A 17,441-nucleotide genomic window follows, 5' to 3' on the forward strand; every position below is an offset into this window, starting at 1 on the left:
CAACCGAGGGAGGCGACAGATGCTGCTTCGAAAGGCCAACGTTGTCGACGGGGCAATGCGATTCCTCGACGCCGAGGGACTCGACGCGCTGACCATGCGCAAGCTGGGCGCAACGCTCAACGTGCAGGGCGGTGCCCTCTACCGGCACTTCCCGAACAAGGAAGCCCTGCTCGACGCGATGGCCGACAAGATCCTGGAAGGTGTCGCCGGTTCGCTGCCCGACGTCGCCTGGGACGAGCAGATCTTCGTCCTGTGCGACCGGCTCCGGACCTCCATGCTCGCGCACCGCGACGGCGCGCGAGTGGTGTCGGGCACCTACTCCCCCGGTGTCAACACCATCGCGGGCACCGACACCGCGATCCAGATCCTCTGCCGGGCGGGCGCGGCCCCGGCCCAGGCCGGCTGGCTCACCTTCGCGCTCTTCTACTACGTGCTCGGCCACACCATCGAGGAACAGGCGCTCAGCGAGCTCCCGGCCGACGACGACTGGCGAAGCCGCAACGCCCGCCGCGCGGTCGACGCCTCGGCGGAGTACGCGGCGGCCCTCGACTCGCTGACGAGCACCGATCCGGCGAAGCGCTTCGCCTACGGCCTGCGCACCTTCCTCGACGGCATCGCCGGCCAGATCGTGACGGACCAGGCCCGGCCGCACCAGACCATCGGTTAGCGCGCCCGGCTCGGCACCACCTCCGGCCACCGCTCAGGCGGCCACGAAACCACCGTGGCCGCAACACTTTTCCAGCTGACTCGCGCTCGGCGCAGATTACATGCGCCGAGCGCCGCCGGACAGCGGCCACACGTGTGTGAGCCAGCGCGCGCCCGACCGCCGACGCCCTGCGCTGACCAGGTGCTCGCCCGGCAGCGAGCACCCGGGGAGGACCGGCGCCCGCGGCCGGGCGTTGATTTCTCCTGCCCAGGAGTGCGAAACGCACGCCGAGAGGCGCGAAATTAATCTGTTCGGCGCAGTCGGCTGCTGGTAGCGTCGAGATCGTTCTGCGAGGATTCCGGCGGCCATACCGGGCTTTTCGCAGTCGGAACAGAACGATCACTGGGGCGCCCGAAGCATTCCGCGGTCCTGCGCCGCGCTGTTCGCGCGGTCGTTTCGCGGCGAGCAGCCGCTGGACAGGACCTTCGAGGAGGCGTCCCGCCCATACGGGACGAACGTGACGCCCGGCAAACACCCGGAATCCGGGACTGCTTGCCACCCGCTCAGTTCTTGACCGCAGCAGGCGCACAGAAACGGCATGCCATGGCTGGTTTTCTCGAGACCATCACCAAGACCCAGAAGCCCAAGGTCCACAAGTACACACAGGAGCTCCTGGAGCGGGCAAAGGACCAGCACGGCGAGGAGTCCGGCGCCTACCGCGGCATCTACAACCAGTACTTCCGGATGCCGTCCACGGGATTGAGCGTCGGCAACAGCACTCGCCACTTCGAAGCGGTCGTCTCCGGTGACGCGCCGCAGGGGTTCGAGCGGATGTACCGCCGCGTCGTGGTCATCGACATGCTCTCCGCCTGCGCCAGCGAGTGCGTCTTCTGCGTCCGCGGTCTCTACGACCGGCACACCCTGGGCACCGACCAGATCAACGCCATCGCGGACTACCTGAAGTCCGACGAGGACCTCGCCGAGATCCTCGTGACGGGCGGCGATCCGCTGATCTCCCCGCGCAAGCTGCGGGAACTGCTGGCCGCCGTCGCCTCCCGCGCGGACAACATCTCGACCGTCCGGATGGGAACGCGCCTGCCGGTGCAGAACCCGCACGCCTTCGGCCCGGACGTGTACGAGATCTTCGCGGAGTACGCCGACCGCTTCCACTTCGAGATCTCCGTGCAGATCAACCACCCCTTCGAGTTGCAGCCCGAAGCCGTCGAGGTGTTCCAGCGCCTGCAGCGCCTCGGAGCCCGCCTCCACAGCCAGAACGTGCTCCTCAAGGGCGTCAACGACTCGATCGAAACGCTCATCGAGCTCTACGACCGGCAGCGGACGCTGCGGTTCATCCCGCACTACCTCTTCCACGCGGTCCCGATGGTGGGCACCGACGAGTTCCGCACCACTGTCCAGCGGGGCCTGGACCTGGTCTCCCAGCTCTCCAACGGTGGATTCCTCAGCGGTATGGCGAAACCGATGTACACGGTCATGACCGACATCGGGAAGGTCACGCTCTACCAGGGCAGCATCCTCGGGAAGGAGGACCGGCTGCTGACGATCCGGACCTCGTACCGGCTCGAGGACCGGGTCCGCTGGAACCCCTCGTACCAGCTGCCCGCCAGCGCGACGCCCAATTCCGCCGGAACGCTCGATGTCACCTACATCGACGGCGAAGACTGATCGGCAATCCACGGAGAAGCGAAGAAGGAGCACCAGTGCGTTGGAATGACCTCTACATCGGCGCCACGGCGATGTCCTTGGGGCGCGAGGAGTCCACGGCGGAGGCCGTGGCCGACGGGCGCTACCCGGCCAAGGAGAACGAGGCGGCCGGTTTCCTGTCCGTGTGCGTGGATCCCGAGGGCCCGACCATGGACCTGGCGGTCCGCGCCGCCGAGACGGCTCTGGCGCGAGCCGGTGGGAAGGCCGGCCAGGTCGACCTGGTGCTCCACTCCAGCATCTTCTACCAGGGCATCGACGACTTCTCCCCGGCCGCCTACATCCAGGGGCGCACGGTGGGCGGCTCGGGGATCGCCATCGAGGTGGCACAGGCGTCCAACGGCGGGATGGCCGCGCTCGAGCTCGCCGCGAGCTACCTGACGGCCCAGCCGCAGACGTCCTCGGTACTCATCACCACCGCGGACCGGTTCGTGCCGCCGGGCTACGACCGGTACAACACGGTCGGCGGCATGCTGTTCGGCGACGGCGGCACCGCGGCGGTGCTCTGCCGCGGTTCCGGCGTCGCCCGGCTGCTGTCCAGCGCCACGACCGGCGACACCACCTACGGCGACGTCCAGCTCGCCGGCGAGCCCTGGAGCGACGTCGCCGGTGGGAACGGGTGGCCGCTCAACGTCCAGTCCAGGGTGCACAGCTACGCGGCCGAGCACGGCGCCGAGATCTTCGTCGACATGGTGCAGGCCGCCGCGCGCAGCGAGCTGGAGACCATGGAGCGCGCGCTCGCCGACGCCGAGCTCGAAGCCGGCGACATCGACTGGTGGGTGTTCCCGCACAACGGGTTGTCGCTGACCGACTGGGACGGCCGCAAGGCGTTCGGCGTGGACGTCTCCCGCACCACGTGGGACTGGGGCCGCCGCTGCGGTCACCTCGGTGCGGGCGACCAGTTCGCCGGGTTGACCCACCTGCTGGAGTCCAAGAAGGTCAAGCCGGGCGACCGCGTGCTCGTCTACGGCTCGGGCACCGGTTTCATGTACTGCGCGGCCGTGCTGGAGATCGTCGCGGAGCTCCCCGACGCGACGCCGCAGCACGAGGAAGGTGCGTCCAGGTGATCAGCCGAGCCGAGTTCATCCGCATCGTCCGGGAGGAGCTCCGGCTGCCGCTGGCCGATCCCGATCTGGAGCACGCCTTCGACCAGGAGGTGAACTGGCGGTCCATCCACCGGGTGCGCCTGTTCGCGGCCGTCGAGCAGCTCACCGGTGTCCGGGCCTCGGTGGACAGGTTGTTCGAGGAGCAGACGGCGAGCGGCATCTACGCGGTGTTCGCCGAGGCTTGCAGCGACGACCGGGCCGAGCGCACCGCCGCCGGGAGCGGCGAGAAGAGGGAGGCGTAACACGTGTCCGTGGTCCCCGGCATGTACGAGTGGTTCCGCACATCGGCCCGCGCTCATCCCGAGCACATCGCGCTGAGCGCGGGTGGGACCGACTTCACCTACTCCTCGCTGGACGCGGCCGCGGCTCGCGTGGGGGCTGCCATCGTCGAGCTGGTGGGCAGCGGTTCCGGGCAGCGGCCGCGCCGGGTCGGTGTCCTCGGCCACCGGGCGGCGGCGGCCAGCTACATCGCCTACCTGGCCGGTCTGCGCTTGGGCGACACGGTGATCTCCCTCAACACCGAGTTCCCGATCCCGCGCAGCGCCGAGATCACGCGGATGGCCGAGCTGGACGTGCTGGTGCACAACGAGTCTCAGCGGGAGCTCGCCGCGCAACTACGCGACGAGACCGGAGTGGCGCTGCTGCCGATCGCCGACGACGGCTCGGACTTCACCGGTGACGGCCCGGCCGCACCGGTGGGAGCACCGGCACCCGACGACCTGGCGTACATCATCTTCACGTCCGGGTCGACGGGCAGCCCCAAGGGCGTTCCGATCAAGCACCGCAACATCGCCGCCTGGATGCCGCACTTCGTCGGGCTCTTCACCGACGGTCCCGGTGCGCGGGTCTCGCAGACCGCGGACCTGTCGTGGGATCTCTCGGTGATCAACGTCTGGCTGGCGTGGGGCTCCGGGGGCGCGGTCGTCGCGCCGTCCAAGACCGCCCTGCTCGCTCCGACCAAGCACATCGCCGACGACCGGATCACGCACTGGATCTCGACGCCGTCCTCGGTCACCATGGCCCGCTGGCTGGGCGACCTGGTGCCGGACGCGATGCCGACGCTGCGCTGGAGCCTGTTCGGCGGGGAGGCGCTGACTCCCGAGCACGTGCAGGCCTGGACGGAAGCGGCTCCGGCCACCGCGGTGGCCAACGTGTACGGCCCGAGCGAGACGACCGTGACCTGCCTGGCCTACGTCCTGCCCGCCGATCCCGGCGACTGGCCCACCACGTCGAACGGGACGTTCCCGGTCGGGCAGACCCACCCCGCCATCGAGCACGTGGTCGTCGACGAGGAGGGCAAGCCCGCGCAGGCGGGCGAACTGCTGGTCCGCGGCCCGCAGCGGTTCGACGGTTACCTGGACCCGGCGCACAACCGCCGGCGGTTCGCGCTGCTGAACGACAACGGCTTCGCCGAGTTCCACAAAGGACCCGGCGAACCCGGCGCGGAGTACTGGTACCGGACCGGCGACCGGATCGGCCTGGAGGCGGGTTCGGCGATCTACCTCGGACGTGCCGACAACCAGGTCAAGGTGCACGGCTACCGCGTCGAACCGGGCGACATCGAGGCGGCCATGCGCACGCACGCGGACCTGGACGAGGCCGTCGTGGTGCCCTGCCCGGCCGACGACGGCATCGTGGAGCTGGCGGGCTTCTACACCGGTGAACCGGTCGGCGACCAGGACCTGCGGGACTTCCTGGGCGACCGCCTGCCCACCTACATGACGCCCCGGTTCCTGGTCCGGCTGGAGCAGTTCCCGCTGAACCTCAACGGCAAGGTCGACCGCAAGACGCTCACCGCCCAGGCCGCCTCGCTGGTCCACGCCAACTCCCCCGGCTGACCGGCGAACCGAAGGTGGGCGCGCCCCGCCCACCCCCGAGGATCGCGAGCCCGCGCCCGCCGCGGCTCGCGATCCTCTTTTCGCGCCGCCGAACAGCCGCCCGAGCCGTGCCCCAGCACAGCGGTGCCGGACTCCCGCGTTGGCATCGGTGCCCTTCCCCACCATCGGGAACGCCGCACAGCCGATCTGGAGCGGAGTCACTGGCGACCACCCACTGCCCGGTATCGGCCCCGCACCCCGGCTCTCACGTGGACGCCCCGAATCGCCGTTCCACGGACGCACCGGAGAAGCCGAGAACCCAGTTGTCCCGTGGGAACAACTGGGTTCTCGGCTTCGTCGCGTTGCCGGTCGGTGCGCCTCAGATGCGCACCGCGGTGCGCGTTTCCGACGGAGCCGCCAGCTTGCCGTCAGCCTCCAGCGAGCCGACGACGCGATCGAAGAGCGCGTCGTCGAGAGGTGGCGCGCTGACGCCGGCGGCGGTGAGCGCGGCCCACGTGGCGTCCGCGCGGATCCGCGGAGTCCGCCGCCCGACGGCGAACATGTAGCGGGACACCTCGCTCATCATGGCCAGGGTCAGGTTCCCGGAGTCCAGGGAGTGCTCCTGGACCATCTCCCACCACTCCTCGCGCGGGATCGCTTCCAGCCGGTGGCCGCGGCGGCCCAGTGCGTCGATCGCGCGCATGAGCGGCAGCGGCTCGCGGCGCACGAGGTGGTAGCTCGCGCCCAGCGCAGCCGGGCGGGACGCCAGTTCGACGATGCACCGGGCGACCGTGTCGACGGTGTCCGCGGGAGTCTCCCCGGCGCCGTCGGGAACCGAGCCGAGCTCCAAGCAGGCTTGCAGCGCGGGCACCAGCAGGTCGGAGTCGGACGTGCGTCCCGTTCGCGAATCACCGGTGATGAGACCGGGACGGTGGACCGTGAGCCGGAGCTCGCCGCGTTCCGCGGCGGCCCGCAGCTCCCGCTCGGCCACCACCTTGGTCGTGGGGTAGCCCAGCTCCCCCGCGCTGTCCTCGGTGGGGACGAACGTCTCGTCCACGAACTCGACACCCCGGTTTCCCAGGTTGATGAACACGCCCAGCGTCGACACGAAGTGGAAGTCGCAGGGCCTGCCCGTCAGCTCGGTGCTCCGCGCGGCCAGGCTCGCCAGCACGCGGGTGCCACCGACGTTCGTGGGCGCGAGGAGGTCGTAGGGCGCCTGGAGGTTGACGGTGGCGGCGCAGTGGAACACCGCTCCGATCGTTTCGGCCAGCGCGTCCCAGGCCCGGTCGCCGAGGCCGAGTTCGGGACTGCGCACGTCCCCGGCCACGGCGACCACCCGTTCGGAGGCCGCGTACGGGAGCCCGCTCAGCCGCGCGACGGCCGCCGCCTCGTCCTCGGCGCGGACCAGGCAGTAGATCGTCGCGGACGTCCGCCGCAGGAGTTCGTCGCAGAGCCTGCTGCCGAGGGAACCGGTCACCCCGGTCAGCAGCACGGACCGGAGGCTCATGACGTGCTCTCCCCCGCCTTGGTCAACTCGGCGATCAGAGAGCGGACGCTGCCCGCCTCCAACAACCGGGCCACCGTCACATCGATACCCCGATCACGCCGCAACCGCGTCCGCAAATCAGCCAGCATCAACGAATCCATGCCCAACTGATTCATCCGACGACCCTGATCAACCCGATCAACACCAACACCCAGAATCCGCGCCAACTGCCCCACCACGTACTCAGCCAAATCCCCGCCCCCAGAAGACTTCCCGTTGGACGAGGCCACCTCCTCGGCCACAACGCGCTCGGGCACCACGGCACGCTCCACCGGCGCAACAGGCGCCACCACCTCGACCGGACGCGCCGAGCTCCGCCCGTTCAGCGAAGCATCACCACGCCCCGCCACCTTCGACGAGCTCGACCCGTTCAGCGTCGGGGCGGCCGGGGGCCGTGGCGGCTGCACCGGCTGCCGGGTTCCGTTCAGCAGCGCTCGCAGCAGCGGCCGGGAGGCATCGGCCGGGTACGCGGCGGCATAGGCCTCCCAGTCGGCCGGAGTGCAGATCACCTGGCCTTGGTCGTGCGCGAGGAGCAGCCCGAACAGCGCTGCCGCGTCCGCAGGCCGGATGGCTCCCATCCCGGTCGGCCGCACGTCGTGCCCGCCTCGGGCGGACAACCGCGCCGCGAGGCCCGTCTCGGACCAGTAGCCCCAGTCGACGACGGTGGCCGGCAGCCCGCGGGCGTTGCGGTAGGAGGCGAGGGAGTCGAGGAAGGTGTTCCCGGCCGCGTACGCCGACAGGTGATAGCCCGCGGTGAGGGAGCTGAAGGGCGAAACACCCGACGAGAACAGGACGAAGAAGTCCAGCGGGCGGTCGGCGAACAGCTTGTGCAGGGACCAGGCACCGGCGACCTTCGGTCGCAGGGTGGCGCTGCGCTCGCTCTCGCTCTGATCCGCCAGCGGGCCCGGCTCCAGCACGCCCGCGGCGTGCACGACACCGACCACGGGCGGGTGACCGGCCCGTTCGCCGTCCCGCAGCAACGCGGCCATGGCGTCCTCGTCGGAGACGTCGACCGCCGCGTACCGGACGCCGGGCAGCTCCAGCAGGCCCCGGTCCGCGGGGTTGGTGCTCCGACCGGTGATCAGCAGGTGGCGCGCACCCCGCTCGTGCAGCCAGCGGGCGAACAGCGCGCCGATGCCGGACATCCCTCCGGTGATGAGGTACGTCCCGTCCGCGCGGACGGCGGGCTCGGACGGCGCCGCCGACGGGGCCGACCGCTCCGCTCGGGGGAAGGACAGCGCGAGCTTGCCGATGTGGCGGCCGCCCGACATGACGCCGAAGGCGTCGGCGGCGCGCTCGGCGGGGAACACCCGGTGCGTGGGAGGTGCGAGCTCACCGGTCTCCAGCAACCGCCCCACTTCGCGGAGGGCGTCACCGAGGACTTGCGCGGAGTGCACGTGGAGATCGGCCAGGTCGACGGTCGAGTACGAGCGGTTCTGGGTGAACAGGCTCATCGGCAGCGCCTGCCCGGAGCCGGCGCCCTTGCCGACCAGGTCGACGTAGCGGCCGAGGGGTTTGAGGAGCCGGAAGCCCGCCTCGACGTGTTCGTCCACATTGGTGCCGAGCACGATGTCCACCCCGTCGGCGAACTCGTCCTCGTAGGCCAGGCTCCGCGAATCGGCGGTCTTGGCGGCGCCCAGCTTGAGCAGCAGGTCCCGCTTGGCCGGTGTCCCCGCGGTGGCGTAGACGGTCGCGCCCCGCCACCGGGCGATGTCGAGGGCCGCCTGGCCCACCCCACCGGTGCCGGAGTGGACGAGCACGGTCTCACCGGGCTGGAGCCGTCCGATCTCGATGAGGGCGAGGTAGGCGGTGACGTGGGCAGCCGGGATCACCGCCGCTTCTGCCGCGGTGAGCGGAGCAGGCCGCCGGGCCACCAACCGCGCGTCGGTGACGACGTGGGAGCGCATTCCGGGGTGCGCGATGGCCATCACCGGCTCGCCCACGGCGAACTCGGTCACGCCCGGCCCGACGCGGGCGACGGTGCCCGCGCACTCCGCCCCGAGCACGGGCGCCTTGCCGTTGGGGAGGCTGATGGTGCCCGTGGCGATGAGGACGTCCTTGAAGTTCAGCCCGGAGTGCGAGACCTCGATCTCCACCTGCCCGGGCCCGGGAGCGACGCGGCGGAAGGGTTCGAGGGCCAGGCTCTCGGCCCGCACCTCCACCCCGTCCGCCGGTCGCTGGGTCCGGTTCCCGCCGCGCACCGGCGGTGCCAGGACGAGCCGCGCCACGAGCACCCGGTCACCGCGCAGTGCGAGCTGGTTCTCGGTGCCCGCGCCGAGCAGTGCCGAGCTCAGCGCGGCCGCCTCGCCGGGCTGCGCCGCGGCGGGCAGGTCGATGAGGACCGGATCCAGCTCCGGGTGCTCGACGCCGAGCACCTTGCCGAAGCCCCACAGCGCGGCCTGCCAGGGCGCGGTGCTCGGGTCCTCCGGCGAGGTCCGCTGCGCGCCGCGGGTGACCAGGAACAGGCGCGGGGCCTGCCCCTGCCCGAACGTGCCCAGCACGCGGGCGAGCGCGGTGGCGCCCGAGCACAGGTCCTCGGCCGCCCGCTGGACCACCTCGGAGGCGGCGTCCGGGTCGATCTGGACGTCCAGCGGCGTCAGGTCGATCACCCCGCACAGCGCGCCTCGGCGGGAGGCGTCCTTGATGGCGAGTTCGAGGTCCTCATCGGAGCCGAGGGCGATGCGGTAGCGGTCGGCGCCCTCGACGGCGAACCCGCGCCCGGGCCGCACCGTGACGACGGTGTTCCCGCCCATCTCGAGCTGCTCGCGCAGCGCCGAGTCGAGGTCGGTTCCGCTGTGCAGGACGAGCCAGCGCCCGGTGGCGCGCTCGGCGTCCTCCGCCGCGATCGGGTCCCAGCGGATGCCGTGGAACCAGTCGTCGTAGTCGCTGCCCGCGTTCCCGTTCGTCGCCGTCGCGGCGGACGCCGTCCTGGCGGGCGCCTGCTCGGGCGTCCCTTCGGACTTCGTCACGAGCGCCCGGCCGCGGACACCGCGCAAGGTCGCCACCACCTCGTCGCGCTCGCCGTACACCGTGATGTCGGCGCGCAGCGTCGTCTCACCGACGTGGGTCATGCGGACGTGGCTGCACAGCGGGACGTCCGGCCCCGCCCGGTGCACCGTGATCCGGTCGACGCCTTCGAGCACGAAGCCCCGGCCGTCGGCCGCCCACCCGTCGGGCAGCAGCGCGGCGACGGGCTGGATGCAGGCGTCGAGCGCGGCCGGGTGGAGGAGGAAGTTCCCGCGCATCGGCGCGGCGATGTGGGCCAGCAGCTCTCCGGTGCCGAGCTCGAGCTCGGCGATCCCCGCGAACGCCCCGTCCCAGGTGTTGCCGCGCCCGGCGTGCTCGGCGTAGAAGCGCTCGCCGGACTGCAGCGCGGTGCAGCGAGCGCGGACGGCGTCCAGCGGCTCCAGCGGAACAGCGCCGATGGATTCGCCGACGGTCGCCTCGGCGTGGTCGGTCCAGGTGTCGCCGGAACCGGCGCAGCTGGCGACGACAACCCGCCGGGTGCCGTCCTCCTCCTCGATGCGCACCCGGATCCTGGTGTCGTCGTCGAGCAGCAGCAGCTGGCGCAGGACGAGCTCGCGCACCGTCGGCTCCGCGCCGGCGGCGGGCAGCTGCGCGGCGGCGGCCAGGGCGAGTTCCATGAACGCCGCGCCCGGCATCACCGACGTGCCGGACACGCGGTGGTCGGTCAGGAACCTGTTGCGCTCCAGGTCCAGCTGCCCGATCCACTCGCAGCCGTCCGGACCGTTCCGCGTCGCGGCGCCCAGCAGGTCGTGGCCCGCTGCGGCGGGCGGCGCGGCGGACGGCGGCGCGGCGGCGGGCAGTTCCGCGGCGTCGGCCGCGGGGGCGATCTCGGGCCACGGGTAGTCCGCTGACTGGTACCAGTAGTGGTCGCGCTGCCACGGGTACCGCGGAAGCTCCACGTGCTCCGCGCGGAACCCGTGCACCCGTTCCCAGTCGACGTCGACACCCGCCACGTACAGCTCCGCCAAGGACTCCCGCAGCGAGTCGAGCTCGTCGCGGTTGCGGCGCAGCGATCCCAGGACGGTGGCCTCCGCCCCGTCCGCGATGCTGCTGATCGGAGCGGTGAGGACGGGGTGCGGGGACATCTGGAGGAACACCACGGGACCGTGGCCGAGCTGGGAGCGGACGGTTTCCTCCAGCCGGACCGTCTCGCGCAGGTTGCGCCACCAGTAGTCGGCGTCGAAGGCGTGGCCCGGCAGCTCGCCGGTGGTGACGGTGGAGATGACCGGGACGTCACCGGCGGAGGGGACGAGACCGGTCAGGCCTTCGAGCAGCGGCTCGCGCACCGCGTCGATCTGCGGGCTGTGCGCGGCGTAGCTGACCTTGACCTCCTGGCAGTCCACGCCGAGCTTCTCGCAGCCGCGCACGATTCGCGCGATCTCCTCGCCGTGCCCGGCGAGCACGACGCTGCCGCGCGTCTCCGAGACCGCGATCGACGCCTCCGCACCGATGGTGGCGAGGAGGTCCGGCAGTTCCTCGGGCGAGATCTCGACCCAGGCCATGCTCCCCGGAGGCGCCAGGTCCTGGATGAGCCGGGCCCGCAGGCAGCTGAGGTGACCGGCCTGCTCCAGGCTGAGCACCCCGGCCGCCTGCGCGGCGGCGATCTCGCCCTGGCTCTGCCCGATCACCGCGTCCGGCGTCACGCCCCACGAGCGCCAGTGCTCGGCGAGGGCCACGCCCATCGCCCAGAGCGCGGGCTGGACCTTGGCCGTCTCCTGCAGGAAGGCGGTGTCCTCCAGGCGCAGCGCCTCGATCAGCGACCAGCCGGACACGTGCTCGCGGATGACCGCGTCGCACGCCTCCAGCGTCGTGCGGAAGGCCTCCGACTGCTCCAGGAGCCGCCGCCCCATGCCCGGCCACTGCGAGCCCTGGCCCGGGAAGACGAAGACGACGCGCGGCGGCTCGCCACCGGATCCCGTCGCGGTCCCGGGTTCCGGCTGACCGGCGAGGAAACCGGCCAGCCCCGCGCGCATCCCCGGCAGGTCGGCCGCGGTGATCGCGAGCCGGTGCTCCCAGTGGTGGCGGTGCTGGCCCGCGGCGGCGCACAGGTCTTCCAGCGGCGGGGCGTCGGGCCGGGACAGCAGGTCCTGGTAGGAGCTGGACAGCTCGCGCAGGGCGTCCTCGGAGCGGGCGGACAGCGGGAGGACCGGCGTGCCCGCCGCGGATCGACGGCTCCGCCGCGTGTTCTCGGCGGGTGCGCTGGCCAGGACCACGTGCGCGTTGGTCCCGGATGCGCCCAGCCCGTTGACGCCGGCGATCGACCGCCCGCCGGTGCTGTTCAGCGGCGCGTTGCGGGCCGAGATCTGCACCGGCATGGCGTCCCAGTCGACGGCGTGGGTCAGCTCGCGCAGGTGCGGGTTGCCCGGGACGACGCCGTTCTCGAGGGTGAGCACGGTCTTGATCAGCCCGACGATGCCCGCGGCGCCTTCGGTGTGCCCCACGTTGACCTTCGCGGAGCCGACCAGGCAGTCGGGCTCACCGGGGCCGCGCGGCCCGAGGACCTGGGAGAGGGCGGTGAGCTCGATGGGATCACCGACGGGGGTGCCGCTGCCGTGCGCCTCCACGTAGGAGACCTCGCGCGGGTCGACCCCGGCCTGGGCGTAGGCGGCCCGGAGCACTTCGGCCTGACCCTCCACAGTGGGCGCCGCGATGCCCCGGCCGGTGAAACCCACGCTGTTGACCGCGCTGCCCAGGATCACCGCGCGGATCCGGTCGCCGTCGGCCAGCGCGCGGCGCAGCGGCTTGAGGAGAACCGCACCGACCGCCTCGGCCCGGACGTAACCGTTGGCGGAGGCGTCGCCGAACTTGCACCGCCCGTCCGGCGAGAGCGCTCCGGCGCTGTTGAACGTGAGGTAGTTCGACGGGGCGAGGATGATGTTGGTGCCCCCGGCGAAGGCCTGCTCGCACTCGCCCGCCCGCAGCGCCTGGCACGCCAGGTGCACCGCCACCAGCGAGGAGGAGCAGGCCGCGTCGACGGTCATGGTGGGGCCGTGCAGGTCGAGGCCGTACGCCACGTGCCCGGACAGGGAGCTGCGGGCGACGCCGAACTCGGCGTGGTGGTCCAGGCCCTCGGGGTCACCGATCTGGCGGAGCCAGTAGTCGCCGTAGGTGTTGCCGATGTAGACCCCGGTGGTGGCGCTGGTCAGCTGCCGGCGGGTCGCACCGGCGTCCTCGGCGGTCTCGTGGGCGACCTCCAGCAGGAGCCGCAGCTGGGGATCCGCGCGGATCGCCTCCCGCCGGGACATGCCGAAGAACCCCGCGTCGAAATCGCCCACGCCGGGCAGGAAACCGCCGCGGGTCGTGGGCACCTTGCCCGGGGTCCGCGGCTCGCCGTGCAGTTCGTACATCCACGACCGGTCGGCAGGGGCGTCGGCGACGCCTTCGCGGCCCTGCCGGAGGAGTTCCCAGAATTCATCGACGTCCGGTGCGCCCGGGAACCGTCCACTCATTCCGATGATGGCGATCGCGTTGTCCTGGTCGGGCTGGAAGTTCTGGGATTTCATGCGGTCCTCGCGTGTCGTCATTCAGAGCCTGTTGGTGAATGGTCTGGATGGGTGGTCGCTTGGCGGAACCTGAGAGGTTCCCCGGACTGCGGGAGTCCCTCCCGTGCGTGTCCAGACAGGCCCTCAGCGATCCGGGTCCGGTGGGGCCACTCGCAGCAGCGGTCACGACGCCCCGAGTCGGCGTCACATCACCTTCTCCCGTCCGGTGCGGAGTTCCGGTCCAGCCGGAGGGTTTCGGGGTGCCAGAGCCCCGCTTCGGCGCCGTGCGGTGCGGGCAGCACCACGCGGTCGGCCAGTCCGCCGAAGCGGGCCAGCACCGCATCGCCCACGTCGTGCGGATCTGCCCGGACGGCGAAGGTCTCCAGGACTTCGTCGTCGATCATCTCGCCCATGCGCCGCCAGCGCTGCGGGTCGCCGGACAGGCTCAGCTCCCGCATGGTGTCGCCGAACTCGGCGAGCCCGTGCAGGTCGAGGACGCGGCGGTAGTCCTTGGGGCTGCAGTAGAAGGCGACCAAGCGCCGCAACCGGCTCTCGACGGCGTCCCGCTCCTGCGGGGTCCGGCCGGTGGCGATCAGCGGCATGGCGACCACGGTGAAGCTCTCCCTGGACCGGCCGGCCTTGGCCAGTCCGCGCTCCACCGCGGGCAGCAGCAGATCGGTCAGGTGGCGGCGGCTGGCGAAGGGCGGCGCGATGAGTCCGTCGGCGATCTCGCCCGCCAGCTCGGCCATCCGGGGCCCGGCCGCACCGAGGAAGATCGCCGGTGCACCGTGCGGGTTGGGCGGTGGGTTGAAGAACTCCGAGCTCAGGGTGAAGCTGTAGAACTCGCCGCGGTAGGCCAGCGGTTCTTCATCGTTCCAACTGGCCCAGATCGACCGCAGGGCACCGATGAAGTCGCGCATCCGGTCGACGGGTCGGTTGCCGGGCATCGCCATCCGGTTGGCCAGGTGCACCGGCAGCTGGGAGCCGAGACCCAGGACCAGCCGGCCACCGGAGAGCCGGTGGAGGTCGTTGGCCGAGCAGGCCACGGTCATGGGGCTGCGCGCGAGCGCGACCGTCACCGCCGTGCCGAGGCCGATGTCCTTCGTGGTCCCGGCGGCCACCGTCAGCGCCAGCAATGGGTCGAAGCGCTGTTCCGGCACCCAGAACGCGCCGTAACCGGCGGCTTCGCTCGCCGCCGCCGCTCCGCCGGGGTCGATCTCGCGGTGCTCCAGCGCGAGCGGGGCGTTGTGGCCGTCGAAGCGCACCGCCGCGCGGGTTTCCGGCTCAGGCCGCGGGTCGCGGGCGCGGGGTGCCGGGATCACCTCGACGGTCCGGCCGACGGCCATCCGGTCGAAGAACCCGGGATCCAGCGGTGCTTCGTCGACTCCCGCGTCGGAGGGCGAGAGCCGGACGCCGCCCTCGCCGGTGGGCGGTGGCTCGCTTCCGGGGCCGACCAGCAACCGCGCCGCCTGCGAGGCGAGGGCGCTGCCGTCCAGTTGCCGCAGCCAGCTGTCGAGGGGCACCGGGGTCAGCGCCGTGCCGCTGCGCTCCACCGCGTCGAAGACGTCGTCCAGCCGGACCGGCTGCCGGCGGGTGAGGGTGAAGACCTGCCCAGCGGCGTCCTCGCGCAGCGCCAGTGCGACGACCGCCCTGGCCGCGACGTCGGCCAGCTCGACGTGGGCCGCTCCCGGGTCCCTGGGCCTGGTCCCGGTGCTGGCAGCGACGCGCTGCAGGGCGGCGAGCAGGTTCGGGGTGGCCGACCGCCCGTCGGAGGCGCCGTTGACGGTCAGCCCCGTCTGGATGCGGACCACCGGCATCCCGCCCGCGGTCGCGTCCTGGAGCTTGACCCAGGCGAGGCTGTCGTCGGACGTCGCGCCGCGCGAGGTCTCCGGGCGGAACACCGCGCAGATCAGCGGGCGCCGTCCGGTGAGCTCGGCGCGGCGCTCGGCGAGGGAGATCAGGTGGTGGACGTCGTCCGCCGGTTCGCTGTCGATGATCACCTCGACGGACTCGGCAAGGGCATCGCGGTCGCGCGTCGAGAGCCCGAGACCGGGGCCGGAATCCTCGCGGGGAAGCTCGACGAGCCGCCCTTCCAGGGCATCGCGCCGATCGGGTCGTGCCGGTGCCCCGCCGAGTCGGTACACCAGGGCCGAGGTGGCCGAGCACAGTTCGGCGCACAAGTGCGCGCCGAACGCGTCACCCGACGTTCGCGCCAGAATCGAACGCGGCGAGCGGAAAGCGATTCCTGCTGCGGCGCTCCCGCTTCCCGGCATCACCGATCGCCCCTCGTGCATGCCCATTGGACGCCTCTCGCAACGGAGGTGAAGTAATCATGAACAATCGGGTCGCCGCGCAGGAAAACCCGCTTCCGCGCGACCGTACCCGAAAACGAATAATTCGCACTGCCACCGACCGGAATCAATTCTATCAAGATCACCGATGGCGGTAAACGTGAAGATCGCACGTGGCCGCGTGAGTCGCGCCGAATTCGCCGGGGACCGATCCACGAACGAACCCGCGAGATGAATGAGCCGGCCATGACGAACAACCGGATTCACGGATCACCTGACGTAATTCACCGCGCCGATGTCAGCGGCGGAATTCCCGCCGGGAGCGAATTCCTCCGCGGGCGGGAGCGGCATTCACCGTTCCCGCCCGCGGAGCCCGGACTCGCCCGCGGTGCGGCGGCCGGCGCGGGTCGGTCAACCGCTGATCGACACGACGTGCTCGGCCAGCGATTCGATCGAGCGCAGCGCCTCCGGCTGGACGTCGTCGTCCCACTCGAACCCGAAGGCGTCCTCCATCGACACCAGCAGGCTGACCAGCGCGTTGGACGACACCCCGGCCTGGCGCAGCGATGCCGCGTCCGCCACGGTGCTGACGAACTCGTCGCCACCGTAGAGGTCCTCCAGCAGCGCGCGGATGCGCTGCCGCACCTCGAGCACCTGCTCAGGCATTCGATTCCACTTCGTCGATGAACTTGCGGACGAGCGCCTGGAAGGTCTCGGCGTCGTCGACGTAGGGCACGTGACCGGCCTTCGCCATGATCTCGCAGCGCCCCTTCGGGAACTGCTCGGCCAGCTCCTTGGCCGCCGTCGGCCCCATCAGGAAGTCGTCGTCACCGATGACCACCAGCGTCGGCGCGGCGACGCGGGCCAGCAGCTCGGGGCTGTTGTCGTCCTGCATGGCGCGCTTCATGCCGTTGGTGAGGTCCTCGACGGTGGACAGCGCCGAGAACGCCTCCCGGAAGCCCAGGAAGCCCGGCGCGCCGAGCGCCTCGTTCATCGCCGCGCTGAACACCTCGGGGTACATGTGCTCGTACAGCGCCGTGATGCCGTGGTTCTCCAGCGTCCGCAGCCACGCCTTCTGGACCTGCCGCTGGCGCCGCATCCCCTGCGGGCCGAAGACCGGGCCCGCCAGCACCACGCCCCTGACCCGGTCCGGGTACCGCAGCGCCAGGTCCCGGGCCAGGATCGTCGAGGTCGACGCGCCGATCAGGTAGGCGGACTCGACCTCCAGCGCGTCGAGCAGCCCGATCACGTCGGTCGCGTGCTCCTCCCAGGTCGGTTCCTCGGCGACGTGCGAGGAGGCACCGTGGTTGCACAGGTCGAAGCCGATGAGCCGGAACTGCTGCTCAAGCTCCTCGGTGAACACCCGCCACGACGGAGCGGGCAGGAACAGCGGGTTGAGCAGCACGATGGCGGTGCCTTCGCCGCGGGTCTCGTAGTAGAGCTCCACGCCCTCCCGGGTGCGGATTCGCGGCGTGTCCTCGCGGTAGGTCAGATCCAGCCGGGACAGATTCTCATAACCTGGCATTGGTTTCCATCCTTCTCTCGTTCTCGACGATTTCGGCACCCGGCAGAATGCGAGCGATCCCGGCGACACCGGTCACCGGGAGTTCTCCGGGAACAGCACCGCGGAGGTGCCCGCAGCGCGCGATGCCCGCGCCGAAACGACGTGGCTCACCACTGCCCGCGAACGGCAGCACAACTCCGGCCCGCTCATCGGTGGTGAGCTCGAGAAAATCCGCCACCTGCTCCCGGGGCGAATTCGTGGCTGCCGCTTGAGGTGGCACAGGACATCTCCCGGACAGGACGA

11 protein-coding genes are annotated in these 17,441 nt (G+C 71.5%); 5 read left to right on the forward strand and 6 right to left on the reverse strand.

Going from position 1 to position 17,441, the window contains the following annotated elements:
- Positions 1 to 19: 19 nt before the first annotated feature.
- The 5 genes from C4T78_RS10775 to C4T78_RS10795 all read left to right on the forward strand — a co-directional run bounded on the left by C4T78_RS10775 (position 20) and on the right by C4T78_RS10795 (position 5,309).
- The gene (locus C4T78_RS10775) at positions 20 to 667 is read left to right on the forward strand and encodes a TetR/AcrR family transcriptional regulator C-terminal domain-containing protein (RefSeq protein ID WP_093355796.1); all 648 of its coding nucleotides are present in this window, start codon (positions 20 to 22) and stop codon (positions 665 to 667) included.
- 582 nt (positions 668 to 1,249) lie between these two features.
- Complete coding sequence (locus C4T78_RS10780) at positions 1,250 to 2,329, forward strand: radical SAM protein (RefSeq protein ID WP_093355799.1); 1,080 nt, start codon at positions 1,250 to 1,252, stop codon at positions 2,327 to 2,329.
- 35 nt (positions 2,330 to 2,364) lie between these two features.
- Positions 2,365 to 3,432 (forward strand): ketoacyl-ACP synthase III family protein, encoded by a 1,068-nt coding sequence (locus tag C4T78_RS10785; RefSeq protein WP_093355802.1) that lies wholly within the window; start codon positions 2,365 to 2,367, stop codon positions 3,430 to 3,432.
- Positions 3,429 to 3,713, forward strand: a complete 285-nt coding sequence (locus C4T78_RS10790) for an acyl carrier protein (protein WP_093355804.1) — start codon at positions 3,429 to 3,431, stop codon at positions 3,711 to 3,713. The genes C4T78_RS10785 and C4T78_RS10790 overlap by 4 nt, the downstream gene beginning before the upstream one ends.
- Positions 3,714 to 3,716: 3 nt before the next feature.
- Positions 3,717 to 5,309: an AMP-binding protein gene (locus C4T78_RS10795; RefSeq protein ID WP_093355807.1), complete on the forward strand. Its 1,593-nt coding sequence runs from the start codon at positions 3,717 to 3,719 to the stop codon at positions 5,307 to 5,309.
- Between the two features lie 358 nt (positions 5,310 to 5,667).
- Here the strand turns inward: C4T78_RS10795 and C4T78_RS10800 are convergent, their stop codons facing one another.
- The 6 genes from C4T78_RS10800 to C4T78_RS36000 form a co-directional block, all read right to left on the reverse strand.
- Entirely contained in the window at positions 5,668 to 6,795 is a 1,128-nt protein-coding gene (locus C4T78_RS10800) for an SDR family oxidoreductase (protein WP_093355809.1), read from the reverse strand.
- Positions 6,792 to 13,364, reverse strand: a complete 6,573-nt coding sequence (locus C4T78_RS10805) for a type I polyketide synthase (RefSeq protein ID WP_181138256.1) — start codon at positions 13,362 to 13,364, stop codon at positions 6,792 to 6,794. Before C4T78_RS10805 ends, C4T78_RS10800 begins: the two co-directional genes overlap by 4 nt.
- 188 nt (positions 13,365 to 13,552) lie before the next feature.
- Positions 13,553 to 15,523, reverse strand: a complete 1,971-nt coding sequence (locus tag C4T78_RS10810; protein WP_143185984.1) for a TIGR03617 family F420-dependent LLM class oxidoreductase — start codon at positions 15,521 to 15,523, stop codon at positions 13,553 to 13,555.
- 522 nt (positions 15,524 to 16,045) lie between these two features.
- The gene (locus C4T78_RS10815) at positions 16,046 to 16,300 is read right to left on the reverse strand and encodes a phosphopantetheine-binding protein (RefSeq protein ID WP_093356626.1); all 255 of its coding nucleotides are present in this window, start codon (positions 16,298 to 16,300) and stop codon (positions 16,046 to 16,048) included.
- Positions 16,293 to 17,159, reverse strand: coding sequence for an alpha/beta fold hydrolase (locus C4T78_RS10820; RefSeq protein ID WP_093356628.1), 867 nt, complete (start codon positions 17,157 to 17,159; stop codon positions 16,293 to 16,295). The genes C4T78_RS10815 and C4T78_RS10820 overlap by 8 nt, the downstream gene beginning before the upstream one ends.
- Positions 17,146 to 17,376 (reverse strand): hypothetical protein, encoded by a 231-nt coding sequence (locus C4T78_RS36000; protein ID WP_143185985.1) that lies wholly within the window; start codon positions 17,374 to 17,376, stop codon positions 17,146 to 17,148. Before C4T78_RS36000 ends, C4T78_RS10820 begins: the two co-directional genes overlap by 14 nt.
- Positions 17,377 to 17,441: the final 65 nt, after the last annotated feature.

Origin of the sequence: Saccharopolyspora kobensis, assembly GCF_900108315.1 — a bacterium.
In the GTDB taxonomy this organism is placed as follows: Bacteria; Actinomycetota; Actinomycetes; order Mycobacteriales; family Pseudonocardiaceae; genus Saccharopolyspora; species Saccharopolyspora kobensis.

Excerpts from the sequence above, each read along its gene's own strand:
- C4T78_RS10775 (WP_093355796.1), top strand. The coding sequence starts at position 20 with ATGCTGCTTCGAAAGGCCAACGTTGTCGACGGGGCAATGCGATTCCTC.
- C4T78_RS10780 (WP_093355799.1), top strand. The coding sequence starts at position 1,250 with ATGGCTGGTTTTCTCGAGACCATCACCAAGACCCAGAAGCCCAAGGTC.
- C4T78_RS10800 (WP_093355809.1), bottom strand. The coding sequence starts at position 6,795 with ATGAGCCTCCGGTCCGTGCTGCTGACCGGGGTGACCGGTTCCCTCGGC.
- C4T78_RS10805 (WP_181138256.1), bottom strand. The coding sequence starts at position 13,364 with ATGAAATCCCAGAACTTCCAGCCCGACCAGGACAACGCGATCGCCATC.
- C4T78_RS10815 (WP_093356626.1), bottom strand. The coding sequence starts at position 16,300 with ATGCCTGAGCAGGTGCTCGAGGTGCGGCAGCGCATCCGCGCGCTGCTG.
- C4T78_RS10820 (WP_093356628.1), bottom strand. The coding sequence starts at position 17,159 with ATGCCAGGTTATGAGAATCTGTCCCGGCTGGATCTGACCTACCGCGAG.